Genomic DNA, 24,096 nt, shown 5'->3' on the forward strand with positions numbered 1-24,096 from the left:
GAAAACACCGCTTCGGTCAGCGGGCGTTCACCCGGTCAGCTCCCCCCGGTGGTGAAGTAGGGCTTGCACACGGTCAGCTCCCCCCGGTGGCGAAGTAGGGCTTGCACACGGTCAGCTCCCCCCGGTGGCGAAGTAGGGCTTGCACACGGTCAGCTCCCCCCGGTGGTGAAGTAGGGCTTGCACACGGTCAGCTCCCCCCGGTGGCGAAGTAGGGCTTGCACACGGTGCCCACGTAGTCCGTGGCGATCTCCAGCACACGGCTGCCGTCCGCCGAGGGCAGCAGCGCCGAGCTGTAGTTGGGGCACCAGTCGACCACCTTGGAGTCCACCCGCACCGGTGCGGGGATCGAACGCCACGCTCCGGTGCCGCCATTGCTGTTGGTCCACACGGTGGCACCGCTGCCGGCGGCGGTGCTGCCGTCGGCGTTGTTCAGGACCTGGCCGATGAGGAACAGCTTGCCCCGGGGGTTGCCGGCCTCGGGGGCCCAGGCGAGGTTCGGTGTGTGGGTGAAGTACTTGCCGTCGGCGGTTTCGGGACGGTAGCCGAGGTGAGCGGGGTCGCCCCAGTTCCAGCCGTCCTTCGAGGTCCGGTAGTGGACCACACATGAGTACTGCCCCTGGGCGGCGCAGATCTCGTACGCCATGAAGTACTGGCCGTCGGGCAGCTTGCGCACGATGGGCATACCGGGCCGGTCGGAGGCGAGCTTGCTGGCGACGGTGGCGTGGTGGCCCTCCCAGGTGATCCCGTCCGCGCTGCGGGCGGCGATCAGCTTCTGGCTGTGGGCGGGGTCGGTCTCGTCCGAGTAGTGGGCCACCAGGCGCCCGCTGGAATCGATGGAGAACTCCGGCTCCCACAGCCCCTTGGTGCTGGGGGCGGTGGCCACGGTGGACAGATAGGACCAGGTGCGGCCCTGGTCGTTGCTGCGGAAGACCCGGATGGCCATCCGGCGGTCCGGCTCGTCCTGGCCGATGGAGGCGGACCACAGCAGGGTCCCGGCGGGCATGCCGCCAACAGCCTGCGGCAGTTCGTACAGGGTGGCGCAGCATTCGCCCTGTCCACCCGACGCCTCGGGGTCGGCCACCTCGCCCACCTGGCGGAAGGTGGCGCCGTCGTCGGTGCTCTCGTAGATGGCGCCGACCCCGTCCGAGCCGCGGAAGGTGACCACCGAAGCGAGGACGCGGCCGTTGGCGGTGCCGTTGTGCGCGAGCCGCAGGGCGCGGGGGTAGAGGCCGGTGCCGTCGCGCAGCAGGGTGCCGGAGGCGGCCGCGGCCGGGGGCGCCTGGACGGCCAGGAGCGAGCCCAGGACGGCCAGGAGGGTCAGCAGAGCGGGCAGGAGGTGTCTTCGGTACGGCGTGGTCATGCACGCTCCCTCGGGAGGAGTGGTGGAGGGGGAAGAGCGGCCCGGGCTGTGCGTGGCGCAACGTTAAAGAGAATTTCCAACGTTGTAAATCCCTCGCGCACGCTTCCGCGAGGGCCGAGCGGGGCCGGATGAGAGCCAAGCCGGGTCGAGGTCGGCACGCGCTTGCGCCCCGTTACGCCGAGGCGTAACGGGGCGATTGGGGCAGGCGGGTCAGTGCTCCTGGGCGGTGGGGCGCACCATGATCTCGTTGACGGCGGCACGCGCGGGCTGGACGACCATGAAGGCGATCGCCCGGGCGATGTCCTCGGGCTGCAGCCAGGACTCGCGCGCCATGCCGCGTGCCACGGAGGCCGTCCCGTCCCCGGTCGTCATCTCGGTGACGGTCATGCCCGGCTCGACCAGCCCCACCCGGACACCGCGGGCGGTCACCTCCTGGCGCATGGCCTCGCTGAAGGCGCCCACCGCGTGTTTGGTCGCCGAGTAGACGCTGTTGCCGGGCCGCGCCACCCGGCCGCCCACCGAGCCGACGTTCACCAGGTCCGCCACCCCGCGCGGGCCCTCGGACGCCGTCCGCAGCAGATGCGGCAGCGCCTGCCGGGAGGTGTGCAGGACGGCCTCGACGTTGAGGTCGATCATCCGCTCCCAGGTCTCGGGGTCGCTCTCCTCGACCGTGCCGGTGGCCACATAACCGGCGTTGTTCACCAGCACATCAAGCCGTCCGCACTGCTCCGCCGCGTCCTCGACGCACTGACGGGCCTGCGCCGCGCTCTGCAGGTCTGCCGTGAGGACGGCGCAGGAGCGGCCCTCCTTGCGGAGGGTGGCGGCCAGGTCCTCCAGCCGTTCGGTGCGGCGGGCCACCAGTGCGAGATCGGCTCCCTCCCGGGCCAGCGCCAGGGCGGTGGCCGCTCCGATGCCGCTGGACGCGCCGGTCACCAGCGCCGCGCAGCCCGACAGCGGGCCATCGGGGGGCGTGGCGCTCCCGGCCTGCCGGTCGTTCCCGGTGTTCATGTCCGTCACCCTGGCTCCCTGGTCTGGCGAGGTGGGGAGGCCACGGGGCCGCGTGGCCCGGGCCGCGTGTCGGGTACCCCGGTGGGGGCCCGACCATCGCCTCGCGTTCCTCCTTCCATGCCTCCTTTCGGACCAGGGGGAGGGACAGGGGACGGACCAGAGGCGCAGGGCGCAGCGTCAGCGGAAGGCGCCGCTGTAGGCGTTGAGCGCGGGCTGGCCGCCGAGGTGGGCGTAGAGCACGTTGGAGTCCTTGGGTATGTCGCCGTCGCGGACCAGGTCGATGAGCCCGGCCATGGACTTGCCCTCGTAGACCGGGTCGAGGATCACCCCTTCGAGGCTTCCGGTGAGCCGGATCGCGTCGAGGGTGGAGTCGATCGGGACACCGTAGAGGTCCCCGGCCCAGCCCTTCAGCACGGTGATCTCCTCATCGCGCAGCTCCCGGCCGAGGCCGATCAGAGCGGCGGTCTCGCGTGCGATCTTCGCCACCTGGGCATGGGTCTCGGCCACCTTGGCGGAGGCGTCGATGCCCAGGACCCGGCGGGGGCGGTCCTGGCCCGCGAAGCCCGCGATCATGCCCGCCTGGGTGGAGCCGGTGACGCTGCACACCACGATGGTGTCGAAGAAGACGCCCAGTTCCCGCTCCTGCGCCTGGACCTCGCGCGCCCAGTTGGCGAAGCCCAGGCCACCCAGCGGATGGTCGGAGGCCCCGGCGGGGATCGGATACGGCGTGCCGCCCGCGGCGCGGACGTCCTCCAGGGCGCGGGCCCAGCTGTCCTTGAAGCCGATGCCGAACCCGGCGTCGACCAGTTGCACCCGCGCGCCCATGATCCGTGAGAGCAGGATGTTGCCCACCTTGTCGTTGACGGAGTCGGGCCAGTCCACCCAGCTCTCCTGCACCAGGACGGCCTTCAGCCCCAGCTTCGCCGCCACCGCGGCGACCTGGCGGGTGTGGTTGGACTGCACACCGCCGATGCTCACCAGGGTGTCCGCGCCCTTTTGGAGCGCGTCGGGGACGAGGTATTCCAGCTTGCGGGTCTTGTTGCCGCCGAAGGCCAGCCCGCTGTTGCAGTCCTCGCGCTTGGCCCAGATGCGCGCCCCGCCGAGACGCTCGCTCAGCCGGTCCAGGGGGTGGATGGGGCTGGGACCGAACAGCAGGGGGTGGCGCTCGAAGTCATCGAGGGACATGGGTGACTCCTCATGGGTGGTGCCGGATGCCCGCATGGGTGGTGCCGGATGTCCGCCGATCCCTACCCCGCCGCTCCCCGCCGGCACACGAGCCGGAACCTCCCCAATGCCTCCCCTTGGGCACACGACCGGCCTATGCCTGTAGGCCGTTGGGGTCCCGCTGCTGTCCAGCCTGAGCACCCTTCCGCCGGGTCGCGGAGACGATCTGTCCCTGAGCCCTGATACCGCTGCCGCCGAGACGACGCTCGACCGCCGAGTCCACCCCGTCCGCCCCACTCGCCCAGGGAGCCGAGTTCATGCCCCAGTACTTCCGCGACTCGCCCGAGTCTCTCGTTCCCGACGCGCTCGCGGGCTTCGCCGCCGCCCATGCCGATCTCGTCGCCTACCACCCCGACCACGGATACTTCCGCACCCGCCACTGCGCACCCACCCGCCGCGTCGGGCTGGTCTCAGGAGGCGGTTCCGGCCATGAACCCCTGCACTCCGGCTTCCTCGGTACGGGGATGCTGGACGCCTCCTGCCCCGGGCGGATCTTCGCCTCGCCCCACAACCGGCAGATCTTCGAGGCCAGCCGGGCCGTCGCCCGGCCCGATGGTGTGCTGCACATCGTCAAGAACTACACCGGTGACCGCATCAACTTCAGCATCGCCGCCGAGCGCCTCGCCCACGAGGGCATCCGCTGCGCACGGGTCCTCATCGACGACGACATCGCCAGCGACTCCGATGACATCGCGGTCGGCCGGCGCGGCACCGGCGCCACCCTGATCATCGAGAAGATCCTCGGCGCCGCCGCCGACGAGGGGCGCGACCTGGAGGACCTGGTCGCCCTCGGCACCGATGTGACCCGGCGGGCCCGCAGCCTCGCCGTCGCCTCGGCCGCCCACAACACGCCCGCCTCCGGGGCACCGGCCTTCGCCCTGCCCGACAACATCCTGGAGTTCGGGGTCGGCATCCACGGCGAGCGGGCCGAGGGGACCACTCCGCACGCACCGCTCGGCAAGCTGGTCGAGACCATGACGGACCAGCTGCTGGCCGCGCTGCCCGACACCGCCGGGACACGGGTCCTCGCCCTGGTCAACGGGCTGGGATCGATCACCTCGCTGGAGCTGTACGGCATCCGCCACGCCGTGGCCAAGGCCCTCGACGACCGCGGTGTCGGCCTCGACAGGTCCCTGACCGGCACCTTCGTGAGCGCCCTGGACATGCGGGGCTTCTCGCTGACCCTGTTCGCCACCGACGCGGAGGCGCTGCGGCTGTGGGACGCCCCTGCCCGCACCCCCGCCTGGCCCCTGTGACCCCGCCTCTTTGGCCCCGTCCGGCCCCATCGCCCCCGCCACCGCACCGAGGAGTTGCCCCGCTCATGTCCGATCAGCCCGGCCCGAAGGGCCTCACGCACGCTGCCGTCATGGACTGGCTGACGCGGTTCGCCGCCACCGTACGCTCCGTGGAACCCGAGCTCACCGCGCTCGACCAGAAGGCGGGCGACGGGGACTTCGGCGCCAATCTGGTCACCGGGATGGACGGTGTCCGCCGTGCGCTGGACGCCCTGGCGGCGGGCGCGGGGAACGGCGAGAGGGACCGGAGGGGCCCGGACGCGCCGCTCGACGCCGCCGCGCGGGTCTTCCTCGACGATGTCGGCGGCACCAGCGGTCCCCTGTTCGGGCTGCTCTTCCAGGAACTCGCCGACGCGCTGGGGATGGCCGCCGCCCCGCCCGGGACCGCCGCGCTGGCCCTGGGCACCGCCGCGGGCGCGGCCGCGATCCAGCGGGTCGGCGAGGCCGAGGTGGGCGACAAGACGATGGTGGACGCCCTCGTCCCCGCCGCGCGGGCCCTCGCCTCCTGTGAACCCACCGCCGACCCCGCGTACGCGCTCCATATGGCCGCGGTGGCGGCCCATCGGGGCGCCCGCTCCACGACCGATCTACGTGCCCGGCGCGGGCGTGCCAGCTATACCGGCGACCACGCCCGCGGCGTCCCGGACCCGGGCGCCCTGGCCGTCGCCCTGCTGTTCGCGTCCGCACACGCCGAGCTGACGTCGCTGAGCCGGCTCCCCGTGTCCTGAGGAGGAAGGCCGAGTTCATGAGCGGACCCCGGACGTGCCGCCCGCCGGTGAACGCCGCGGCCGGGCCGCACGTACTGGGATCCGAGTCCTGAGCCCGCATGGGACGGGCAGAGCGGGGCAGGCGACCAGGATTCGACTGTCGGCTCGATCGAAGGGGTCCGGGAGAAGCTGTGCAGCAGGAGACCTCCACCCGTGTGACCACACCCCCGGCCGTCCCACGACCGCGCGAGGGCGGCGCGTCGGGCGGCCGGACGCGCGACCCGTATTTCGACAACGCGAAGTACCTCACCATCGTGCTGGTGGCATGTGGCCATGCATGGGAGCCGCTCACCTACGGCAGCCGGGCGGCCACCGCGATCTACCTGCTGGTGTACGCGTTCCACATGCCCGCGTTCGCCCTCATATCGGGCTACTTCTCGCGGAGTTTCGACATGGCGCCGGGCCGGGTGAAACGGCTGCTCACGGGTGTCGTCGTGCCGTATGTGGTCTTCGAGGTCGCGTACACGCTCTTCTATCGCTGGGCACAGGACGATCCGGGCTATCCGATCAGCCTGCTCGACCCCTGGTATGTGATGTGGTTCCTGGCCGCGCTGTTCATCTGGCGGATCACCACCCCGCTGTGGCTCGCGCTGCGCCATCCGGTGCCGGTCGCGCTGGCGGTGGCCGCGCTGGCTTCCCTTTCGCCCGAGGCCGGAGGGGATCTCGGCCTGCAGCGGGTGCTGGCGTTCCTCCCGTTCTTCGTGGTCGGACTCACCCTGCGACCGGACCACTTCACCCGGCTGCGGACCCGGCGGGCCCGGCTGATCGCCCTTCCGGTGGCGGCCTTCGCCCTGTGCACGGCGTACGCGGTGGCGCCCTGGCTGGACGCGGAGTGGTTCTACCACCGCAAGAGCGTGGCGGCACTGGACGGCGTACCGTCCTGGGCCGGGCTGCTCACCACGCCCGCCCTCTTCGGCCTGGCGCTGGTGCTGACGGCCTGCTTCCTGGCCTGGGTGCCGGGGCGCCGGACCTGGTTCACCGCGCTCGGTTCGGGGACGCTGTACGGCTATCTGCTGCACGGCTTCATCATCAAGTCGTCCCGTTTCTGGGACTGGTACGACCATCCGTGGCTGCACACCCCGCTCGGGGAGCTCGCCGTCACCGCGGCCGCGGTGCTCATGATCACCGTGCTGTGCACGGGACCGGTGCGACGGGTCCTGCGCTCGCTGCTGGAGCCACGCATGGACTGGGCGTTCCGGCGCACCGGTTCCTGAGGTCGGACCGGTTCCTGAGGGCGGATCGGTTCCTGAGGGCGGATCGGTTCCTGAGGGCGGATCGGTTCCTGAGGGCGGATCGGTTCCTGAGTGGGCCGCGGGGCCGCGGTCAGCGGCGGCGGACCTTGAGGGTGTTGTCGGTGCGGGTGGCCGGCTGCCCGTCGGGAGCGGTCATGTTCTCCACATGGACCTCGCTGACGAGGACGTCCCACTCCCCGTCCGCGAGGTCGAGCCCGGCGAGCACCTCCTCGGGCGTGGGGAAGTGGAACTCCGGACCGGGGTCCGGCGCCCAGGACGGGAACGCGGCATGTCCAGTGATCAGCAGCACTCCGCCCGGTGCGACGGCCGCCGCCGCGGTACGCAGGATCTGGTCCCGGGGCAGTTCCAGCCGGGAGTGGAAGAAGTGCGCGGAGACGAGGTCGAAGGTGCCGGCCGGGAAGGACACGGACAGGTCGTGCCGCTGCCACTCGATGTCGTCGCCGACACCTTCCGACACCGCGTGTCCGGCGGCGCGGTCCAGGGCGACCTGTGAGACGTCGACGGCGGTGACCCGCCAGCCCTGCCGGGCGAGCCAGATCGCGTCGCCGCCCTCACCGCAGCCGAGGTCCAGCGCGCTGCCAGGGGCCAGCCCGGTGCTCTCGCGCACCAGAGCGGCGTTGGGCCTGCCGCTCCAGACGCGGTCCTCGGCGCTGTAGAAGGTGTCCCAGAACTCCTCGGGCGAGGTGTCGGGCGAGATGGTGTGCGGGTCGGTGGTCATGTCAGATGCGCTCCCTTCGTTCCGGACAAGAGAGTGCACACGGCCGCGACCACTTGACAAACTTCTTTGCCGGGGTAGCAAATGAACGGTATGGCTGACGAAGACCTCAGCGAGGTACTGACCGCCGTAGGACCCCGGCTGCGGGCGTTGCGGCGCACCCGTGGCACCACACTGTCCCAGCTCAGCGAGACGACCGGGATCTCGCTGAGCACCCTGTCGCGACTGGAGTCGGGGCAGCGCAAGCCGACCCTGGAGCTGCTGCTGCCGCTGGCCAAGGCATACGGAGTGCAATTGGACGAGCTGGTGGGGGCGCCGGCCACCGGGGATCCCCGGGTCCATCCGCGGCCGTTCACCCGGCACGGCCAGACGTTTGTTCCGCTGACCCGCTATCTGGGCGGGCTGCACGCCTACAAGCAGATCATGCCGCCCCGGCCGCCGGGCGGGCGCGACGAACCGCTGGAGCAGCGGGTGCACGAGGGCTATGAGTGGCTCTATGTGCTCTCGGGGCGACTACGGCTGGCGCTGGGCGAGCACGACCTGGTGCTCACGGCCGGTGAGGCCGCCGAATTCGACACCCGTACGCCCCATGGCTTCGCCAACGCCGGGGACCAGCCGGTGGAGTTCCTCTCCCTGTTCGGGGCGCAGGGCGAGCGCATCCATGTCCGCGCCCGCCCTGCCGGTACCTGACCCGCCCCCGTCTCACTCCGGGGGCGGTTCATCCCGAGGGCTCGTCCGGGACGGGCCGCTCGGGGTGCACGCTTCCGGTCTGCGGTTTCCCCAGCCGTCCCGTGCCGGACTCGTCCGTCTCGGGAACGTCGTCCCCGAGATCCGGCTCCTGGCCGGCCCCCGCCACGTCCAGGTGGTCGGGGCCGTCCTGCGCCTGCTGGTCGGGGAGGTCCCTGGGGATCTGGCCCCGGTCCTCGCGTTCCTCTTCTTCCTCCGGTCGCCGGTCGTCGCTCACGATGCCGCTCCTTTCGTCGATTCGTCGATGGAGGGGGCACAGCAGAGGCGAATACCCGCGAGCGTCGGCGGAATGCATGGTCAGCGCCGGTCGAATGCGCCCACCTGTACGCCACGTGTCCGCACGGTCGGCTACTCTCCCGGCTCCAGTACATACAGCTCCGGCAGGTTGACCACAATGGCCTCCTGGGTGCTGCGGGCGATGACCACCACCGCCTCGTCGTCGGGGTCCGGGTTCTCCTCCCGGTGCGGCACAAACGGCGGAACGAAGATGTAGTCACCCGGGCGGGTGCGCAGCCGGACCTCCTCGACATGTCCGTCCCGCTCCTCGGCGAAGACGAACTCGGGGTGGCCCCGCACCACGAAGATGGCCGTCTCGGACTCGCCGTGGTGGTGGTTGGCGGAGGCGGTGTCCGGCGCCACATGGGTCTGGCCCATCCAGAGCCGCTCGGATCCCACCGACTGGCCGCTGATCGCGGCGAACCGCCGCATCCCCTCGGTCTGGGCGGTGCCGGGGTCGACGTCCTCGGTGCGGATGTGGTGCAGACGCATCCGCAAGGGACTGTCGGGGGCGGTGGCCTTCAGATCCTTCAGATGCGGATGGAACGCGTCATGGTGCTGCGCGGGGTCGCCGCCGGGCGTCGTCATGACACCGACCGTAGAAAGCCCGGGTAATGGATGTCAACAGGTGTCCTTTCTCCCACCAGGCACAACACCGTGAAATCCACGCTGCATAATGGGCGTATGCAGATCTCGGCGAAGGCGGACTACGCGGTCCGGGCGCTGGCGGAGCTGGCCGCGGACGCGGGCAGGCCACTCACCTGTGAGGCGATAGCCACCTCCCAGGACATCCCCTTCCGGTTTCTCAAGGCGGTCTTCCGTGATCTGCGCCAGGCCGGCCTGGTGCGCAGTCAGCGCGGCTGCGAGGGTGGCTACTGGCTGGCTCGCGACCCCGCCGAGATGACCCTCGCGGACATCGTGCTCGCCGTGGACGGGGCGTTCCTGACGCTGCGCGGTGAGCGGCTGGACGACCTCGGCTACCACGGCCCGGCGGCCGGACTGCCCGGGGTGTGGCGCGGGGTGGAGGACCATGTGCGCCAGGTGCTGACCGCCACCGCCCTGAGCGATCTGGTCCGCGAGCGGCTGGCGGCATGACACCCGCGAGCCCGGACCGGCCCCGGAGCACCGGGGCGGACGGCGACGGGGCCGTCGAGATCGTGGAGTACACCGATCCGGCCTGCCCGTGGGCGTGGGGTTCCGAGCCCGCGTTCCGCCACCTGCGGGCCCTCACCGCGGGGCGGGCCCGCTGGCGGCGGGTGTTCGGCATCCTCTTCGACGACGGCGAGGATCCGGCACCGGATCCCGCGGCCGAGACCGCCTGGTACAGCCGCTATATCGCCGATATCGCCCGCCATACGCGGGCGCCCTACGCTCATCGGCTGCGATGGGTGGCGGCCACCACCCGGCCGGCCTCGCTCGCCGCGAAGGCGGCCGAGCGGCAGGGCGCGTTCGCCGCGGAGCGGGTGCTGCGGCGGCTGCGCGAGACCACGTTCGTACTGGGCACGCCGGCCGATACGCCGGAGCGGGTGCTCGACGCCCTGGCGGGACTCGACGGTGTCGATGTGGGGCGGCTGGGCGCGGAGATGGGCGATCCGTCGGTGGTGGCGGCCGTCCGGCAGGACCACGCCGAGACCCGCGACCCGATCCCGGAGGCGTATGCCTTCCGCGCCCCGGGGCCGCATGGCACGGGCGTCAAGGAAACCGACGACGGGATGCGCTACGCGCTGCCCACGCTGGTGTTCTCCGGCCCCGGCGGGCGCGTGGCCGCGCCGGGGTGGCGGAGCGTGGCCGAGTACACGGCGGCGCTGCGCACGGTGGCTCCCGGTCATCTCTGGCAGGCGGCCCTCATCGGCCCCGAGGAGGCCCTGGCGGAGCACCGCAGCCTGACCGGCCCCGACCTGTCACTGCGGACGGGCCGGGCCACTCCCCCGCCCGCGGCCGTGCGGGTGGAGACGGCGGGCGGGCCGCTGTGGCTGCACCCGGACGAGGCCGCCACCCATCCGGCGCTTGCCGCCCGTCAGAGCTGAAAAGCACCAGGTCGTAGCCGTCTTACCTCATGAGACACCTAAAGGTGTCCATTGACTTCGCCGACCTTCGCCCCGCACCATGGGCACATGCTGACGACGCACCCCGGTGTGGTGTGCCGATACGTGGACTTCCGGCGCACCGCCAGCGCCATCTGTCGCTGATCGCCCTCTTTCGCTGACGCGATCCGCTGACGCGATCCGCCACGTCCCGAGCGCCTCGTTCCGCTCGTTCCGCTCGCTTTCCTCCCCGGGCCCCACCGCCTCCGGCCCTCATGACCGTCGCCCGTCCGCGTGCCCTCGCTGTCGTGTGCGGACGTGTGCGGTCATGTGCTCACGGCCGTCCGGGGGCAGTTGACACCACGAAAGGCGACGTCCCGTCATGACTTCCGCCGCCCCGCCCCTTCCCGTCCGCCGTCCGCCCGATCCGCCACCGCGCCCCGCTCCGGACCGGCGCTCCGTGCTCGGGCTCGCTCTGGGGGCGGGCGGCTCGCTGCTGCTGGCCGCCTGTGGCGGGGTGGCGACGACCGGGGCGGGCGGCGGGGGCGAAACCCTGCGCTGGGGCTGGGATCTGCCCTCCAGCTGGGACCCGGTGTTCTCCTCCAAGGGCTGGGATGTCCATCTGCTGTCGCTCGTCTACTCCGGGCTGACCCAACTCGACGCCAAGGGCGGCGCCAAGCCCGCGCTCGCCTCCTCCTGGCGCTACTCCCACGACGGTCGGCGCCTCACCTTCACCCTCCGCCGGGGCCTGCGGTTCGCCGACGGCACCCCGGTGAACGCCGTGGCTGTCAAGAAGAGCCTCGAGCGTGGCAAGAACCACCCCAAGTCCCTGATCGCCTCCCAACTGACCAGCATCGACACGGTACGGGCCCCCGAGGCGCACACCGTGGTCCTCGAACTCACCGAGGCCGACTACCAGTTGCCCGCACTCCTGGCCGGGAAGACCGGCATGGTAGTCAGCCCCACCGCGTTCGGGAAGGACGAGGCGCGGCTGGCCACCAGGCCGGTCGGCCACGGCCCGTTCCGGCTGGTGTCCTACACCCAGAACTCGATGGCGAGCCTGCGCCGCGACCCCGGCTACTGGAACGCCGAACACATCGCCGTCGAGCGCTTCGAGGCGTATCCGAAGCCCGATGAGACCACGGCGCTCGCCGCGCTCCAGTCCGGGCGGCTCAATGTGGCCCAGATCCCGTTCAGCCAGGTCGAGGCGGCACGCGAGGCCGGTTTCACGGTGCAGCTCATCCCGTCGATGGTGGTGCGCGTCCTGGATGTGAACACCGCCATGAGGCCCTTCGACGACCCCACCGTCCTCGAGGCCCTGAAGTACGCCGTGGACCGCCAAGCCCTGCTGGACAGCGAGCAGTTCGGCCATGGTGAGGTGGATCACCAGCCCTTCCCGCCCGGCTATACGGGCTTCGACCCGGCGCTCGGCGCGGTGTACCGGCACGACCCGGAGCGGGCGCGCGCACTGCTGCGGGAGGCCGGATACCACAAGGGTGTCGAGGTGACCATCACCACAGCCCAGCCGCAGGGCGCGCCCGAGCAGTTGCAGGCACAGCTGAACCGGGCCGGGTTCCGGGCCCGGATCGAGGTCATCCCAGAGGCGCGGGCGTCCCAGGTGGTGTACGTCCAGCACTCCCGCGCGCTGTACCTCGACCAGTTCGCCGGGCGGGAGTCGCCGGTGCAGGCGATGCAGGTGCTCTTCGGCGCGGAGGGGCTGATGAACCCCTCCCGCCGTACGACACCCGAACTGGACGCGGCCGTGGCCGCGGTGCGCCGCACCCCGCTGGAGTCGCCGCGCTATCCGCAGGTGCTGCGGGCGGCCACCGCGGTGGCGGTGCGCACGATGCCGAATGTGTTCCTCTACACGGTGCCGCGCGCCCTCGCCCGTACGTCCTCCGTCTCCGCCATCCCCTCGCTCCCGGTGGTGCAGCGGTTCGAGGGGGTGACGGCCGGATGACCGCGCTCGCTCCGCACCTCGCGGGCACGCGGCGCAAGCCCGTACGGGCGGCCCGTCTCCCGCGCTCGCTCGGCCGTGTCCTGGCCACGGCGGGCACCGTCTTCCTGCTGTCCTCCGCGCTCACCTTCGGTCTCGGCGCGCTCTCCGGGGCCAATCCGGCGGCGGCGGTGCTCGGCGAGACGGCGACCCCCGCCGACATCGCCCGGATGAACCACCAGTTCGGCCTCGACCGGCCGCTGTGGGAGCAGTACGTGTCGTGGCTGGGGCATGCCTTCACCGGGGACCTGGGCCGCTCGTGGTTCACCACGGTCCCGGTGGCCGACAGCATCCGGCAGGCGATGCCGGTGGATCTGTCCATCGCCGGGCTCGCGCTGCTGATGGCCGTGGTGCTGGGCGGAGCCGCCGGTGTCGCCGCCGCGCTCCGGGCCGGCGGGCGGCTGGACCGCACCGTCACCGCGCTGTGCGCGCTGCTCGGCACCCTGCCCGGTTTCGTCGTGGCCATCGCCCTGGTCACGGTGTTCTCGCTGAAGCTGGGATGGCTGCCGTCCGGTGGCTATGTGCCGCTGGACATGGACCCCGGGCAGTGGCTGCGGTACACCGTGATGCCCGCGCTCGCGCTGAGCCTGGAGGCCGCTGCCGCCATCGCCCGTCAGCTGCGCACCTCGCTGGTGGGTACGTTGCGGGAGAACTATGTGACCGGTGCGGTGATGCGCGGACTGCCCGCCCGGCGCGTGGTGTTCGGCCACGCCCTGCGCAACGCGGCCGGACCGGCCCTGACGGCGCTCGGGATGAGCGTGCCGATGCTGCTCGGCGGTGCGGTGGTCACCCAGCAGATCTTCGCGCTGCCCGGTCTCGCTCAGCTCACCCTGCAATCGGCCGAGCAGCACGACATCCCGGTCATCCAGGGGACGCTGCTGGTGACCATCGCGGTGGTCCTGGTCGTCAACGTGGCCGTCAACGCGGCGCTACTCGCGCTGAATCCGGCCGCCCGGCGCCGGGAGGTGACGCCCCGATGAGGACGTTGCGACGGGCATGGGGACATCCGTCCGCCAAGGTGGCGCTGCTGGTGCTGCTGGCCATCGCGCTGCTGGCGGCGTTCGGCGGCCGGCTCGCGCCGCATGACCCGCTGGCCCAGCACCCCCGGAACATGCTGCGCGGCCCCGGCCCCGGCCATCTTCTGGGCACCGACTATCTGGGCCGCGATGTGCTCAGCCGGCTGCTGGAGGGCAGTGGCCGCTCGGTGGCGGGCGCCGTGGAGGCGGTGGCCGCCGCGATGGCGGTGGGCGTGCCGACCGGACTGGCCTCGCTGTGGATGGGGCGCGTGGGCGAGTGGATCGCACAGCGCGCCGTCGACGCGCTGATGACGCTGCCGTTCACCGTGTTCGCCATCGCGGTCGTGGGCGCGCTCGGCAACGGGATGCACCAGGCCATGCTGGCGCTCGGGGTGCTGTACGCCCCGCTGTTCTTCCGGATGACCCGCGCTGCCGCGCTGAGCCTGCGGCACGCCCAGTACGTGGAGTCGGCCGAGCTGTTCGGCGCCTCGGTCGGGCGGGTGCTGCGCACCCACATCTGGAGCAAGGTCCTGCCGACGGTCATCGTCACCGCCGCTCACGCGCTGGCCACCTGTCTGCTGGTGGTCTCCTCGCTGACCTTCCTCGGGGTCGGCGTGCAACCCCCCGCCGCCACCTGGGGCGGCATGCTCGCCACCGACCTGGGCTTCCTCACCCAGCAGATCTGGGCACCGGTGTTCCCGGCCGCGCTGATCGTCGTCACCGCCGGTGCGCTCAACCTGCTGGCCGATGCCGTACGGGACGCCGGGGCGGACGAGTTGCTGCCCGGCGGCGCACCGGATCCGGCCACCGGCTCCCTGGGCGCCACCGCCGACACCCCCGACACCACCAAGGAGCAGGCCGATGCCGCACTCCCCGTCGCCTGACCCCGCCACGCCCGGCGGCCCCGGCGCCCTGGGCCAACGGCCCGCCGCGCTGACGGTCGAGGGGCTCGGCGTCACCGTCGCGTCCGGACGGCTGACGGCCGTACGCGATGTGTCGTTCACCGTGGGCCGCGGTGAGGCCGTCGGCCTGGTCGGCGAGTCCGGCAGCGGCAAGACCCTCATCTGCCGGTCGGTGCTCGGACTGCTGCCGCCGGGCTGCGCGGTGTCCGAGGGCGAGATCGCCCTGTCCGGTGAGGCGCTGACCGGGCTGTCGCGCCGGGAGTGGGACCGCATACGGGGCACCCGGGTGGGCGCCGTCTTCCAGGACCCCGCCTCGTATCTCAATCCCGCGCTGACCGTGGGGCGTCAGCTGACCGAGGTGCTGCGGGTGAAGCTGGGGCTGGACCGTGCGCGGGCCGGTGAGCGGGCCGTCGAGCTGTTCGCCGCCGTCGGGTTGCACGACCCCGCCGAGGTCGCCCGGCGCCATCCGCACGAGCTGTCCGGCGGGATGCTGCAGCGTGTGCTGATCGCCGTCGCGGTAGCCTGCGCCCCGGATCTGCTGGTGGCCGACGAGGCGACCACCGCGCTGGATGTGGTGGTCCAGGCCGAGGTCCTGGAGCTGCTGGCCCGGATGCGCGCCGAGCAGGATCTGGCGCTGCTGCTGGTCAGCCACGATCTGGCGGTGATCGCCGAGGTGTGCGACCGGATCCTGGTGGCGTACGCCGGGGAGCTGGTCGAGGACGGCCCGGCCGAGCGGGTGCTGAAGGACCCCCTGCATCCTTACACCGAGGCGCTGTTGCGCGTGGCCACGGTCGGCGACTGGGAGCGGCGGGAGCTGGAGGTGATCCCCGGCGCGCCGCCCGAGACGGGCGCGCGGCTGCCGGGCTGCCGGTTCGCCGACCGCTGCGCGTTCGCCGCGCCCGAGTGCCTCAGCGGTCCGGTGCCGCTGCGGGAGACGGCCGACGGGCGGCGGGTGCGGTGCGTCCGCGGCGAGGAGATCGAACGGTCGCGGGCCGGTGCGCTCGGCACCCGGGAGGTGGCGGTATGAGCGGGCTGCTGGAGATCTCCGGCCTGACCGTGGCCTTCGGCCGGCAGGACGCGCGGCCGGTGCTGGACGAGGTGGAGCTGTCCGTGGGCGAGGGGGAGATCGTCGGGGTCATCGGGGAGACCGGCTCCGGCAAGACCACGCTGGCCCGTACGGCCGTGGGCCTGGTCCCTCCGCGCTCGGGCCGGGTGGTCTTCGACGGGCGCGAGATCTCCGGGCTGCGGGGGCGCGCGCTGCGGGCCTTCCGCCGTTCGGGGCGGCTGAGTTACGCGTTCCAGGATCCGCTGCGGGCCCTGGACCCGGAGCTGACGGTCCGGCGGGCGGTGGCCGAGCCGCTCGCCGTCGCGGGGGATCTCGGCGACACGGAGATCGCCGCACGGGTGGACGAGGCGCTGGAGACGGTCGGCCTGGACCCGGCGCGCCTCGGCGATCGGCTGCCGGGCGCGATCTCCGGCGGTCAGCGCCAGCGGGTGCTGCTCGCGCGGGCGATCGTCACCCGGCCCCGGCTGCTGATCGCCGATGAGCCGGTGAGCGCCCTGGACGCCTCCAACCGCAACCGGGTGCTGCGGCTGCTGGACCGGCTGCGCACCGAGCGCGGGATGGCCGTCGTCGTCATCTCGCACGACCTCAGCTCGCTGGCGGGCATCGCCGACCGGGTGGCGGTGCTCTACCGCGGCCGGGTGGTGGAACAGGGGCCCGTACGGGAGGTGTTCGGACGGCCGCTGCATCCGTACACCGCGCTGCTCATCGCCTCCGCGCCGAGCGTACGGGCCCAGGGCGGGCCGGGCGCGGCGGCGCTGCGCCCGTCGGCCGAACCCCCCGCGTGGACGGCGCGGGAGGGCTGTGTCTTCGGCCACCGCTGCCCGTTCGTCATCGGCTCCTGCCGCACCGCGCCCGCGCCGGCCCCGGTGGGCCAGGGGCGCACCGCCGCCTGCCACCGGGTGCCCCAGTGGCGTGAGCTGGTGACCGGGGCGGCTCCCCCGGTCACCGCGAAAGGGCCGCCGGAGCTGGTGGCGGCCGCCGGAGAAACAGACAAGGAAGCCGGGCGGTGACCATCCCCCGGCCACTTCCCGCCCCTCGGAGAAAGGCTGACGATGTCCGTCGAGTTCATCGGAATGATCGGCACCCATGAGGTGTCCGAGATCCACCCGGCCCATGGCCCCGTCGTGGACGCCGAGTACACCCTGCGGTTCGCCCGCGCCCATGAGGACGCGGGCTTCGACCGGGTGCTGATCGGCTATGGTTCCGCCACCCCGGACGGCGCCCAGGTGGCCGCGTATGTCGCCGCGCGCACCGAGCGGCTCGGGCTGCTGGTGGCCCATCGGCCCGGCTTCGTGGCCCCCACCCTGGCCGCCCGTACGTTCGCCACCCTCGACCAGTTCTCCGGCGGGCGGGTGGCCGTGCACATCATCAGCGGCGGGCGCGACGCCGAGCAGCGGCGGGACGGCGACTATCTGGGCAAGGACGACCGTTACGCCCGCACGGATGAGTATCTGGAGATCCTGAAGCGAGCGTGGACGGATGAGGAGCCGTTCGGACACGACGGCCGCTTCTACCGCTTCGAGGACTTCCACGCCGAGGTCCGCCCCCATCAACGGCCGCGCATCCCCCTGTACTTCGGAGGCTCCTCCGAGGCCGCGTACGCCGTGGGCGGCAGGCATGCGGACACCTTCGCGCTCTGGGGTGAACCGCTGGCGGAGACGGCGGAGCAGATCGCCTCCGTGCACCGGGCCGCCAAGGCCGCGGGCCGGACCGAGCCGCCCGGTATCAGCGTGTCCTTCCGGCCCATCCTCGGCGCCACCGAGGAGCAGGCGTGGCAGCGGGCACACCGGATCCTCGACACCATCAGGGCCCATGGCCCCGCGGGCTCCTTCACCTCCTCCCGGTGGGGCCGCGAGGCGCTCGGCTCACCCACGACCGGGGGCACCGATCCGCAGAACGTCGGCTCCCAGCGGCTGCTGGCCGCCGCCGCCCGGGGTGAGCTCCACGACCGGGCGCTGTGGACGGCGACCGCGGCCGCCACCGGGGCCGCCGGTAACTCCACGGCGCTGGTCGGCACCCCGGAGACGGTCGCGAAGGCGCTGCTGGACTATGTGGACATCGGTGTCACCACCCTGCTGATCCGCGGTTACGACCCGCTGGACGACGCCGTCGGCTACGGCCGTGAGCTGCTGCCGCTGGTCCGCCAGGAGCTGGCCCACCGGGCCGGTGGGGCCGCCTCGTAAAGATCTCCTCAATCTCTCTGAACGCAACTCGTGCGCCGCCCGTATCCACTGCCGGGTCGTGCTCGTCACGGATGAGCGGATCCCGTAACCCCCCAACAGGAGGTCATGAGTTGAGCCATAAACGCGTACCCAAGCGAAAGATCGTATTCGCCGGGGCCGGGGCCGCCGCCGTCGCGGCGGCCGCGATACTGCTGCCCAACGCCAACGCCTCACAGGACGACAAGACCGAGGCCGCCCAGCCCAAGAAGGTGGACGCCGCCTCGGCGGCGGACATCGCGGCCCAGCTCGCGTCACAGCTGGGCGAGGCGTTCGGCGGGGCCTACTACGACAAGGACAAGCAGCAGGTCATCGTCAATGTCGTCGGCGACAACAACAATGTGAACGTCGAGGTCAAGAGCGCCGGCGCGGTGGCCAGAAGCGTCGAGAACAGCACCAAGGCGCTGCAGACCGCGGCGAAGACGCTCAAGACCAAGGCCACCATCCCGGGCACCGCCTGGTCGGTGGACCCCAAGACCAATGAGCTGCGGGTCACGGCTGACTCCACCGTCACCGGGGCGAAGTGGGACACCCTCGAGTCCACCGTGAAGTCGCTGGGCGACGGCATGGCCACCCTCAAGAAGTCCACGGGCGAGTTCAAGCCCTTCGTCGCGGGCGGCGACGCCATCTTCGGCGGCGGCGCGCGCTGCTCGCTCGGCTTCAACGTCACCACGGACAGCGGCGCCCCGGCGTTCCTCACCGCCGGCCACTGCGGCGTCGCCGCCGAGCAGTGGTCGGACTCCCAGAACGGCGCGCCGATCGGCACCGTGCAGGACGCCACCTTCCCCGGTGACGGCGACTTCGCGCTGGTCACCTACGACGACGCCAACACCGAGGCACCGTCCGCGGTGAACACCGGCGACCAGAACGTGGATATCGTCGGGGCCGCCGAGGCCACGGTGGGCCAGCAGGTGCAGCGCATGGGCAGCACCACCGGGCTCAACGACGGCTCGGTCACCGGTCTGGACGCGACGGTCAACTACCCCGAGGGCACGGTCAGCGGGCTCATCCAGACCGATGTCTGCGCGGAGCCCGGCGACAGCGGCGGCCCGCTGTTCAGCGCGGACGGCAACGCCATCGGCCTGACCTCCGGCGGCAGCGGTGACTGCACCTCCGGCGGTGAGACCTTCTTCCAGCCGGTGACGACCGCGCTGGAGGCGGTCGGTGCGCAGATCGGGGACGGCGGCGCGGCCGGAGGCGGCGGCGCGGCGGACGGCGGAGCCGCCGGGGACGGCGCGGACGGCGCCGGTGGGGCTGCCGAGAACGGCTGACCCCACGCGACCCGGGGGGTCCCGCGCCGTCACCGCGGGACACCCCGGGAGCCCCGCGACTCCGGGAACCGGCAGGACAGTCGGCCACTCAGCGCAGGGAGGGGCTCACCGACATCCCCGCCCGCACCCGCTCCAGCGTGATCGGCAGATCGCGCAGCCGCACCCCCGTGGCGTGGTACACCGCGTTGGTGACAGCCGCCGCCGTGCCGACGATGCCCAGCTCCCCGACGCCCTTGCTGCCCATCGGGTTGAGCTCGTCATCATGCTCGTCGATCCAGTGCGCCTGGATGTCCCGCACATCGGCGTGGGCGGCAATGTGGTACGAGGCGAGGTCGTGGTTGGCGAAGTCGCCGAACCGCGGATCCACTTCGAGCCCTTCGAGCAGCGCCATCGAAAGCCCCATGCACATGGCGCCGCGCAGCTGCGCACCCGCCGTCCGGGGATTGATGATGCGTCCGGCGGCGAACATCCCCAGCAGCCGGTCGACCCGCACCTGACCGGTGACGGCGTCCACCCGCACTTCCGCGAACTCGGCGCCGTAGGCGTGGCGCGAGAACTCCCGGCGCGCCGCGACGTCCTCGGCGGTGTCCGCCCGTTCCTCCAGGCCGCCGGGTGGGATCGCGCCGGCGGACTCCTCCAGCCGCTTGGCCAGCGCCCGGCACGCCTTGGACACCGCCCATCCCCAGGAGCTCATGCCCATCGAGCCACCCGCGAACGGCGCCTGGCCGTAGGCGCTGCGGCCGATGTCGAGGGTGACCCGGTCGATCTCCACACCGAGTTCGTCCGCCGCCACCTGGGTCAGCGCGGTGCGGGCCCCGGTGCCGATGTCGGCCGCGGCGATCCGTACCGTGAACGCGCCGTCGGGCTCGACACGGGCGGTCGCGGTGGCGGGCCAGGTGATGGCGGGGTAGCTGCCCGCCGCCACGCCGGTGCCGACCAGCCAGCGCCCCTCCCGGCGGCGCCCCGGGGCGGGATCGCGGCCCGCCCAGCCGAAGCGCGCCGCGCCCTCCCGCAGACATGCCACCAGATTGCGGCTGCTGAAGGGCTGACCGGACTCCGGATCCACCGACGGCTCGTTGACCACCCTCAGTTCGATGGGGTCCATGCCCAGCTCCACGGCCAGTTCGTCCATCGCGCTCTCCAGCGCGAACATCCCCGGCGCCTCGCCCGGGGCCCGCATCCACGAGGGCGTCGGCACATCCAGCTGCGCCAGGCGATGGGTGGTGCGGCGGTGGCGCGCGGCGTACATCGTGCGGGTCGCGGCGACCGTCTGCTCGCAGTACGGGGTGAGCGTGGAGCTCTGTTGGAGCGCGTCGTGCCAGATGGCGGTGAGCCGGCCGTCCCGCTCGGCGCCGAGGCGGACGCGCTGCAGGGTGGGCGTCCGGTACGAAACCATGGTGAACGTTTGCTGCCGGGTGGCCGCCACCTTGACCGGGCGGCCCACCGCGCGCGCGGCCAGCGCGGCGAGCACTGTGGGCGGGCGGGGAAGCGCCTTGGAGCCGAAGCCTCCGCCGGTGTGGTCGGCGACGATCCGGACGGCGCCCTCGGGCAGGCCGAACAGTTCGGCCAGCCTGCCGGCCGTCATCCAGGGACCCTGGTCGCCGTTGTAGAGGGTGAGCGCGTCCCCGTCCCAGACCGCGATGGTGGCATGCGGTTCCATCGCGCTGGTGTGCTCCGGGGGCGTGGTGTACGTGGCGTCGAGGACGACCGGCGCCGCGGCGAGGGCGGCCTCCACATCGCCGGTCTCGGTCTGCCCCGGATAGCCGCCGTTGACCGTGTCGGGGACGACGATGCGCGGATCGCCGTCCATCAGCTCGGAGTCGTGGTCGTCCACGTCGTACTCGATCCGCACCGCCGCCGCGGCCTGACGGGCCGTCTCGAAGGTGTCCGCCACCACGGCCGCCACGATCTGCCCCCGGTAGGCGACGTCGGCGGATTGCAGAACGGCGAGTTCGGGATCGTCGGTGGGGTGCAGCCGGGGCGCGTTGCGGCTGTCGAGCACGGCGATCACCCCGGGCAGGGTCCGGGCCGCTCCGGCGTCGACGGCGCGCACCCTGCCGCGTGGGATGGTGGACTGCACCGCCCACGCGTACAGGGCGTCCGGCACTGGGTACTCATAGGCGTAGAGCGCGGTGCCGGTGACCTTCTCGCGTCCTTCGACACGGGTCACCTCCGCACCCACGGTCCGCTGGAGCGTGGTCATCGACGCTGCCCTCCCACGAGGTCGCGCACGGCCGAGGTGATGACATCCACGGCGAGGTCGATCTTGAACGCGTTCTGTGGCAGCGGGCGCGCCGAGGCGAACTCGGCCCGTGCCGCCTCCCGCAGGGTCTCCTCGGTCGGCCGCCGGCCGAGGAGCAGCCGCTCGGTCTCGCGGGCCCGCCAGGGGCGGGTGCCCACGCCGCCGAGCCCCAGCCGGATCTCCCGCAGTGTGCCGTCGGCGGCCACGGCGGCCACGGCGGCCACCGACACCACCGCGAACGCGTAGGACCAGCGGTCGCGGACCTTGCGGTAGGACATGACGGCGCCCTCGGGGGGCGGTGGCAGCTCGACACCGGTGATCAGATCACCCGGTTGCAGCACCGTCTCGCGGTCCGGTGTGTCACCGGGCAGCAGATAGAACTCGTTCAGCGGCACCGCACGGGGGCTGCCGTTCACCCGCCGCAGATGGACGACCGCGTCGAGCGCGGCCATCGCCACCGCCATGTCCGAGGGGTGGCTCGCCACGCAGAAGTCGGAGGTGCCGAGCACGGCCAGGTCGCGGTGGAGGCCCTGGATGGCCGAGCAGCCGGTTTCCGGCTGCCGCTTGTTGCAGGGTTTGGTGACGTCCTGGAAGTACACACAGCGGGTGCGCTGCAGCAGATTGCCGCCGGTGGTGGCCACGGTCCGCAGCTGCCCGGAGGCCCCGGACAGCAGCGATTCGGCCAGTGCCGGGAAGCGCTCGCGGACGCCCGGGTCCCCGGCGAGCCGGCTGCCCGCGACCAGCGCGCCGATGAGCACACCGCCGTCGGGGCGGTGCTCGATGGTGTCGTACGGGAGCTGGGTGATGTCGACGAGCATGGCGGGCTCGGTCACCCCGAGCTTCATCAGGTCCACCAGGTTGGTGCCCCCGGCCAGATACACCGTCTCGGTGGAGTCGGCCACGAGCGTGGCGGCGGCCTGGGGGTCGGTGGCGCGCTCGTAGGCGAACGGCTTCATCGCGCCCCTCCCGCCGCGCCGGCGCGGGCCGGGGACCCGCCGCCATCGGCCCCGGCGACCTCGCGGATGGCGGCCACGATGCCGGGGTACGCCCCGCAGCGGCACAGGTTGCCGCTCATCCGCTCCCGGATCTCGTCGGCGTCCAGGTCGCCCGGGGCACCGGCCCCGGCCGCCATGTCCTCGGAGACATGGCTGGGCCAGCCGCGCGCGGCCTCGGTGAGCGCGCCGATCGCGGAACAGATCTGGCCCGGTGTGCAGTAGCCGCACTGGAAGCCGTCGTGTTCCAGGAACGCCCGCTGCAGCGGATGGAGTTCCTCCGGGGCGGCGAGCCCCGCGACGCCCTCGATGGTGGTGATGTCGCAACCCTGGGCGGCCACGGCGAACACCAGGCAGCTGTTGACCCGCTCCCCGTCGATCAGGACGGTGCAGGCCCCGCACTGCCCGTGGTCGCACCCCTTCTTCGTCCCGGTCAGCGCCAGGTGTTCGCGCAGGGCGTCCAGCAGGGTCACCCGGTGGTCGAGGGTGAGGGGGCGGTCAGCACCGTTGACACGCAGCGTGAGATCGCTGTGAAACGCTTGAGCTGTCACATCACTCAGCCTGGCATCGGGGTGGGCGCACCGCATCTTCGGCGTCACTCCCCGTGCTCGGGATCCGGGGGCAGGGGCTCCGAAGGCACGGGATCGAAGGCCAGCCGCAGATGCGCCAGGTCCGGGGGGACCGGGGAGCGGGGGTGGTAGAACGGCGGGGCCGCGTCGGCGGCGGGCGAGTCGGCCAGCCGGAAGCGGTCCCGCAGCCGGTGGTAGAACCGCGTCGGCGCGAGCCGCACCAGCCGCAGCCGATTCGGTGCCCGGTAGGCGGCCACCCAGTCGCCAGGATCCAGCACCCCGCGCAACTGCCCGTCGAGGCTGACCGCCACCCGCCCCGAGGTCGGCAGGACCCGCACGGCGACGGCCTCGTCGACCGCGGCCACCACGGTGCGGTCGAAGGCGATGTGCGGGGCGACCGGGGTGAAGACCACCGCGTCCATGTGCGGGGAGATCACCGGTCCGCCGGCGGCGAAGCTGTAGGCGGTGGAGCCGGTCGGGGTGGCCACGATGATCGCGTCGGCCGAGTACGAGGCGAGCAACTGCCCGGACACATACACCCCCAGTCCCGCCTGGCGGTCGCGGGCGAGCTTTTCGAAGACCACGTCGTTGACGGCGATGACATCCAGCGGAATGCCCCAGCCGATCTCCTCGGGCCCACGGCCTGGGCGGACCTTGGGCGGGGGCGGCACGGGGCCCCGCCCGTACCGCAGCAGCGCCTCCATGCCCTCGGGCATCTCCAGCGGCCGGGACGCCCGCAGGGTGAGCAGCATCCGCTCCTCGATCGTGGCACGGCCGTCGTGGACGGCGTCCAGCGCGTCCTCCACCTGATCGACGGTGATCTCGGTGAGGAAGCCGACCCGCCCCACGTTCACCCCCAGCGCCGCGGCCCCGTTCACGGCGGCGAGCCGGGCGCCGCGCAGAAAGGTGCCGTCGCCGCCGAAGGTGACGATCAGGTCGGGGTGGCCCGCGGCCGCGGCCTCCTCCTTGGCGCTGCGCCGGGGCTGGTCGCCACGCCAGACGTCCAGTTCGTAGCAGGAGATGCCATGGGCAGCGGCCCATGCGCGGGCGGTGCGGGCCGCCGCGACAGCGGTGGGGCGGGCCTGGTGGACGACCATGCCGAGCCGGTTGACAGCCATGGCCCTTCCACCGTAGATCGGCCGGCCCCGAGGCGC

General features: G+C 72.5%; 23 protein-coding genes. 13 read left to right on the top strand and 10 right to left on the bottom strand.

Translation table 11 applies throughout. From position 1 onward, the window contains the following. Positions 1 to 187: 187 nt before the first annotated feature. The 3 genes from ACFYOY_RS29635 to ACFYOY_RS29645 form a co-directional block, all read right to left on the bottom strand. The gene (locus ACFYOY_RS29635) at positions 188 to 1,360 is read right to left on the bottom strand and encodes a sialidase family protein (protein ID WP_351885314.1); all 1,173 of its coding nucleotides are present in this window, start codon (positions 1,358 to 1,360) and stop codon (positions 188 to 190) included. A gap of 210 nt (positions 1,361 to 1,570) precedes the next feature. Further along, a complete protein-coding gene (locus ACFYOY_RS29640) occupies positions 1,571 to 2,368 on the bottom strand; it encodes an SDR family NAD(P)-dependent oxidoreductase (protein WP_351885607.1) in 798 nt (265 codons plus the stop codon). A 177-nt stretch (positions 2,369 to 2,545) separates the two neighbouring features. Continuing rightward, positions 2,546 to 3,553: a 1-aminocyclopropane-1-carboxylate deaminase gene (locus tag ACFYOY_RS29645; RefSeq protein ID WP_388590579.1), complete on the bottom strand. Its 1,008-nt coding sequence runs from the start codon at positions 3,551 to 3,553 to the stop codon at positions 2,546 to 2,548. Positions 3,554 to 3,849: 296 nt separating this feature from the next. Here ACFYOY_RS29645 and ACFYOY_RS29650 point away from each other — a divergent pair, with 296 nt between their 5' ends. From ACFYOY_RS29650 to ACFYOY_RS29660, 3 genes are all read left to right on the top strand, one after another. Next, positions 3,850 to 4,848, top strand: coding sequence for a dihydroxyacetone kinase subunit DhaK (locus ACFYOY_RS29650; RefSeq protein WP_351885308.1), 999 nt, complete (start codon positions 3,850 to 3,852; stop codon positions 4,846 to 4,848). A 65-nt stretch (positions 4,849 to 4,913) separates the two neighbouring features. Beyond that, the gene (locus ACFYOY_RS29655; protein WP_351885305.1) at positions 4,914 to 5,615 is read left to right on the top strand and encodes a DAK2 domain-containing protein; all 702 of its coding nucleotides are present in this window, start codon (positions 4,914 to 4,916) and stop codon (positions 5,613 to 5,615) included. 170 nt (positions 5,616 to 5,785) lie between these two features. Beyond that, the gene (locus ACFYOY_RS29660) at positions 5,786 to 6,868 is read left to right on the top strand and encodes an acyltransferase family protein (protein WP_388590582.1); all 1,083 of its coding nucleotides are present in this window, start codon (positions 5,786 to 5,788) and stop codon (positions 6,866 to 6,868) included. A gap of 109 nt (positions 6,869 to 6,977) precedes the next feature. Here ACFYOY_RS29660 and ACFYOY_RS29665 read toward each other — a convergent pair whose 3' ends face one another. Beyond that, a complete protein-coding gene (locus ACFYOY_RS29665) occupies positions 6,978 to 7,625 on the bottom strand; it encodes a methyltransferase domain-containing protein (RefSeq protein WP_351885299.1) in 648 nt (215 codons plus the stop codon). Positions 7,626 to 7,715: 90 nt separating this feature from the next. On the opposite strand from ACFYOY_RS29665, the gene ACFYOY_RS29670 reads away from it, so the two are divergent. Next, positions 7,716 to 8,312 carry a helix-turn-helix transcriptional regulator gene (locus ACFYOY_RS29670; RefSeq protein ID WP_351885296.1) on the top strand — a complete coding sequence of 199 codons (597 nt, stop codon included), beginning with the start codon at positions 7,716 to 7,718 and terminating at the stop codon, positions 8,310 to 8,312. A gap of 28 nt (positions 8,313 to 8,340) precedes the next feature. Here ACFYOY_RS29670 and ACFYOY_RS29675 read toward each other — a convergent pair whose 3' ends face one another. Together ACFYOY_RS29675 and ACFYOY_RS29680 are read right to left on the bottom strand one after the other, a co-directional pair. After that, the gene (locus ACFYOY_RS29675; protein WP_351885293.1) at positions 8,341 to 8,586 is read right to left on the bottom strand and encodes a hypothetical protein; all 246 of its coding nucleotides are present in this window, start codon (positions 8,584 to 8,586) and stop codon (positions 8,341 to 8,343) included. 131 nt (positions 8,587 to 8,717) lie between these two features. After that, positions 8,718 to 9,233, bottom strand: coding sequence for a cupin domain-containing protein (locus tag ACFYOY_RS29680; protein ID WP_388590585.1), 516 nt, complete (start codon positions 9,231 to 9,233; stop codon positions 8,718 to 8,720). Between the two features lie 96 nt (positions 9,234 to 9,329). On the opposite strand from ACFYOY_RS29680, the gene ACFYOY_RS29685 reads away from it, so the two are divergent. The 9 genes from ACFYOY_RS29685 (at position 9,330) to ACFYOY_RS29725 (ending at position 19,139) form a co-directional block, all read left to right on the top strand. Further along, positions 9,330 to 9,740: an Rrf2 family transcriptional regulator gene (locus ACFYOY_RS29685; protein ID WP_351885291.1), complete on the top strand. Its 411-nt coding sequence runs from the start codon at positions 9,330 to 9,332 to the stop codon at positions 9,738 to 9,740. Next, entirely contained in the window at positions 9,737 to 10,672 is a 936-nt protein-coding gene (locus ACFYOY_RS29690) for a DsbA family protein (protein WP_388590587.1), read from the top strand. The genes ACFYOY_RS29685 and ACFYOY_RS29690 overlap by 4 nt, the downstream gene beginning before the upstream one ends. Positions 10,673 to 11,051: 379 nt before the next feature. After that, on the top strand, positions 11,052 to 12,629 hold the full coding sequence (locus ACFYOY_RS29695) for an ABC transporter substrate-binding protein (protein WP_351885285.1): 1,578 nt from the start codon (positions 11,052 to 11,054) through the stop codon (positions 12,627 to 12,629). Further along, positions 12,626 to 13,645 carry an ABC transporter permease gene (locus ACFYOY_RS29700; RefSeq protein WP_388590589.1) on the top strand — a complete coding sequence of 340 codons (1,020 nt, stop codon included), beginning with the start codon at positions 12,626 to 12,628 and terminating at the stop codon, positions 13,643 to 13,645. The genes ACFYOY_RS29695 and ACFYOY_RS29700 overlap by 4 nt, the downstream gene beginning before the upstream one ends. Then, positions 13,642 to 14,565, top strand: coding sequence for an ABC transporter permease (locus tag ACFYOY_RS29705; protein ID WP_388590591.1), 924 nt, complete (start codon positions 13,642 to 13,644; stop codon positions 14,563 to 14,565). The genes ACFYOY_RS29700 and ACFYOY_RS29705 overlap by 4 nt, the downstream gene beginning before the upstream one ends. After that, a complete protein-coding gene (locus ACFYOY_RS29710; protein ID WP_388590593.1) occupies positions 14,543 to 15,610 on the top strand; it encodes an ABC transporter ATP-binding protein in 1,068 nt (355 codons plus the stop codon). Before ACFYOY_RS29705 ends, ACFYOY_RS29710 begins: the two co-directional genes overlap by 23 nt. Continuing rightward, entirely contained in the window at positions 15,607 to 16,659 is a 1,053-nt protein-coding gene (locus ACFYOY_RS29715) for an ABC transporter ATP-binding protein (protein ID WP_388590595.1), read from the top strand. The genes ACFYOY_RS29710 and ACFYOY_RS29715 overlap by 4 nt, the downstream gene beginning before the upstream one ends. A gap of 42 nt (positions 16,660 to 16,701) precedes the next feature. Further along, entirely contained in the window at positions 16,702 to 17,832 is a 1,131-nt protein-coding gene (locus ACFYOY_RS29720; RefSeq protein WP_351885271.1) for an LLM class flavin-dependent oxidoreductase, read from the top strand. 110 nt (positions 17,833 to 17,942) lie between these two features. After that, positions 17,943 to 19,139 carry a S1 family peptidase gene (locus tag ACFYOY_RS29725; protein ID WP_351885268.1) on the top strand — a complete coding sequence of 399 codons (1,197 nt, stop codon included), beginning with the start codon at positions 17,943 to 17,945 and terminating at the stop codon, positions 19,137 to 19,139. Between the two features lie 88 nt (positions 19,140 to 19,227). Here ACFYOY_RS29725 and ACFYOY_RS29730 read toward each other — a convergent pair whose 3' ends face one another. The 4 genes from ACFYOY_RS29730 to ACFYOY_RS29745 are packed head-to-tail and all read right to left on the bottom strand — an operon-like array spanning position 19,228 to position 24,060. Further along, positions 19,228 to 21,342 (bottom strand): xanthine dehydrogenase family protein molybdopterin-binding subunit, encoded by a 2,115-nt coding sequence (locus ACFYOY_RS29730; RefSeq protein ID WP_351885265.1) that lies wholly within the window; start codon positions 21,340 to 21,342, stop codon positions 19,228 to 19,230. Next, complete coding sequence (locus ACFYOY_RS29735; protein WP_388590598.1) at positions 21,339 to 22,337, bottom strand: FAD binding domain-containing protein; 999 nt, start codon at positions 22,335 to 22,337, stop codon at positions 21,339 to 21,341. Before ACFYOY_RS29735 ends, ACFYOY_RS29730 begins: the two co-directional genes overlap by 4 nt. Next, positions 22,334 to 22,960, bottom strand: coding sequence for a 2Fe-2S iron-sulfur cluster-binding protein (locus ACFYOY_RS29740; protein WP_351885259.1), 627 nt, complete (start codon positions 22,958 to 22,960; stop codon positions 22,334 to 22,336). The genes ACFYOY_RS29735 and ACFYOY_RS29740 overlap by 4 nt, the downstream gene beginning before the upstream one ends. 8 nt (positions 22,961 to 22,968) lie before the next feature. Next, positions 22,969 to 24,060, bottom strand: coding sequence for an NAD(+)/NADH kinase (locus ACFYOY_RS29745; protein ID WP_351885256.1), 1,092 nt, complete (start codon positions 24,058 to 24,060; stop codon positions 22,969 to 22,971). Positions 24,061 to 24,096 lie beyond the last annotated feature (36 nt).

The sequence above is a fragment of the Streptomyces sp. NPDC007875 genome (genome assembly GCF_042868035.1).
GTDB classification, from domain to species: domain Bacteria; phylum Actinomycetota; class Actinomycetes; order Streptomycetales; family Streptomycetaceae; genus Streptomyces; species Streptomyces antimycoticus.

What these genes read in the sequence shown, in the direction of transcription:
- ACFYOY_RS29635 (WP_351885314.1), bottom strand. Translation starts at nt 1,360, where the DNA reads ATGACCACGCCGTACCGAAGACACCTCCTGCCCGCTCTGCTGACCCTC.
- ACFYOY_RS29640 (WP_351885607.1), bottom strand. Translation starts at nt 2,368, where the DNA reads ATGAACACCGGGAACGACCGGCAGGCCGGGAGCGCCACGCCCCCCGAT.
- ACFYOY_RS29645 (WP_388590579.1), bottom strand. Translation starts at nt 3,553, where the DNA reads ATGTCCCTCGATGACTTCGAGCGCCACCCCCTGCTGTTCGGTCCCAGC.
- ACFYOY_RS29650 (WP_351885308.1), top strand. Translation starts at nt 3,850, where the DNA reads ATGCCCCAGTACTTCCGCGACTCGCCCGAGTCTCTCGTTCCCGACGCG.
- ACFYOY_RS29655 (WP_351885305.1), top strand. Translation starts at nt 4,914, where the DNA reads ATGTCCGATCAGCCCGGCCCGAAGGGCCTCACGCACGCTGCCGTCATG.
- ACFYOY_RS29665 (WP_351885299.1), bottom strand. Translation starts at nt 7,625, where the DNA reads ATGACCACCGACCCGCACACCATCTCGCCCGACACCTCGCCCGAGGAG.
- ACFYOY_RS29670 (WP_351885296.1), top strand. Translation starts at nt 7,716, where the DNA reads ATGGCTGACGAAGACCTCAGCGAGGTACTGACCGCCGTAGGACCCCGG.
- ACFYOY_RS29680 (WP_388590585.1), bottom strand. Translation starts at nt 9,233, where the DNA reads ATGACGACGCCCGGCGGCGACCCCGCGCAGCACCATGACGCGTTCCAT.
- ACFYOY_RS29685 (WP_351885291.1), top strand. Translation starts at nt 9,330, where the DNA reads ATGCAGATCTCGGCGAAGGCGGACTACGCGGTCCGGGCGCTGGCGGAG.
- ACFYOY_RS29690 (WP_388590587.1), top strand. Translation starts at nt 9,737, where the DNA reads ATGACACCCGCGAGCCCGGACCGGCCCCGGAGCACCGGGGCGGACGGC.
- ACFYOY_RS29695 (WP_351885285.1), top strand. Translation starts at nt 11,052, where the DNA reads ATGACTTCCGCCGCCCCGCCCCTTCCCGTCCGCCGTCCGCCCGATCCG.
- ACFYOY_RS29700 (WP_388590589.1), top strand. Translation starts at nt 12,626, where the DNA reads ATGACCGCGCTCGCTCCGCACCTCGCGGGCACGCGGCGCAAGCCCGTA.
- ACFYOY_RS29705 (WP_388590591.1), top strand. Translation starts at nt 13,642, where the DNA reads ATGAGGACGTTGCGACGGGCATGGGGACATCCGTCCGCCAAGGTGGCG.
- ACFYOY_RS29710 (WP_388590593.1), top strand. Translation starts at nt 14,543, where the DNA reads ATGCCGCACTCCCCGTCGCCTGACCCCGCCACGCCCGGCGGCCCCGGC.
- ACFYOY_RS29715 (WP_388590595.1), top strand. Translation starts at nt 15,607, where the DNA reads ATGAGCGGGCTGCTGGAGATCTCCGGCCTGACCGTGGCCTTCGGCCGG.
- ACFYOY_RS29720 (WP_351885271.1), top strand. Translation starts at nt 16,702, where the DNA reads ATGTCCGTCGAGTTCATCGGAATGATCGGCACCCATGAGGTGTCCGAG.
- ACFYOY_RS29730 (WP_351885265.1), bottom strand. Translation starts at nt 21,342, where the DNA reads ATGACCACGCTCCAGCGGACCGTGGGTGCGGAGGTGACCCGTGTCGAA.
- ACFYOY_RS29735 (WP_388590598.1), bottom strand. Translation starts at nt 22,337, where the DNA reads ATGAAGCCGTTCGCCTACGAGCGCGCCACCGACCCCCAGGCCGCCGCC.
- ACFYOY_RS29740 (WP_351885259.1), bottom strand. Translation starts at nt 22,960, where the DNA reads ATGCGGTGCGCCCACCCCGATGCCAGGCTGAGTGATGTGACAGCTCAA.
- ACFYOY_RS29745 (WP_351885256.1), bottom strand. Translation starts at nt 24,060, where the DNA reads ATGGCTGTCAACCGGCTCGGCATGGTCGTCCACCAGGCCCGCCCCACC.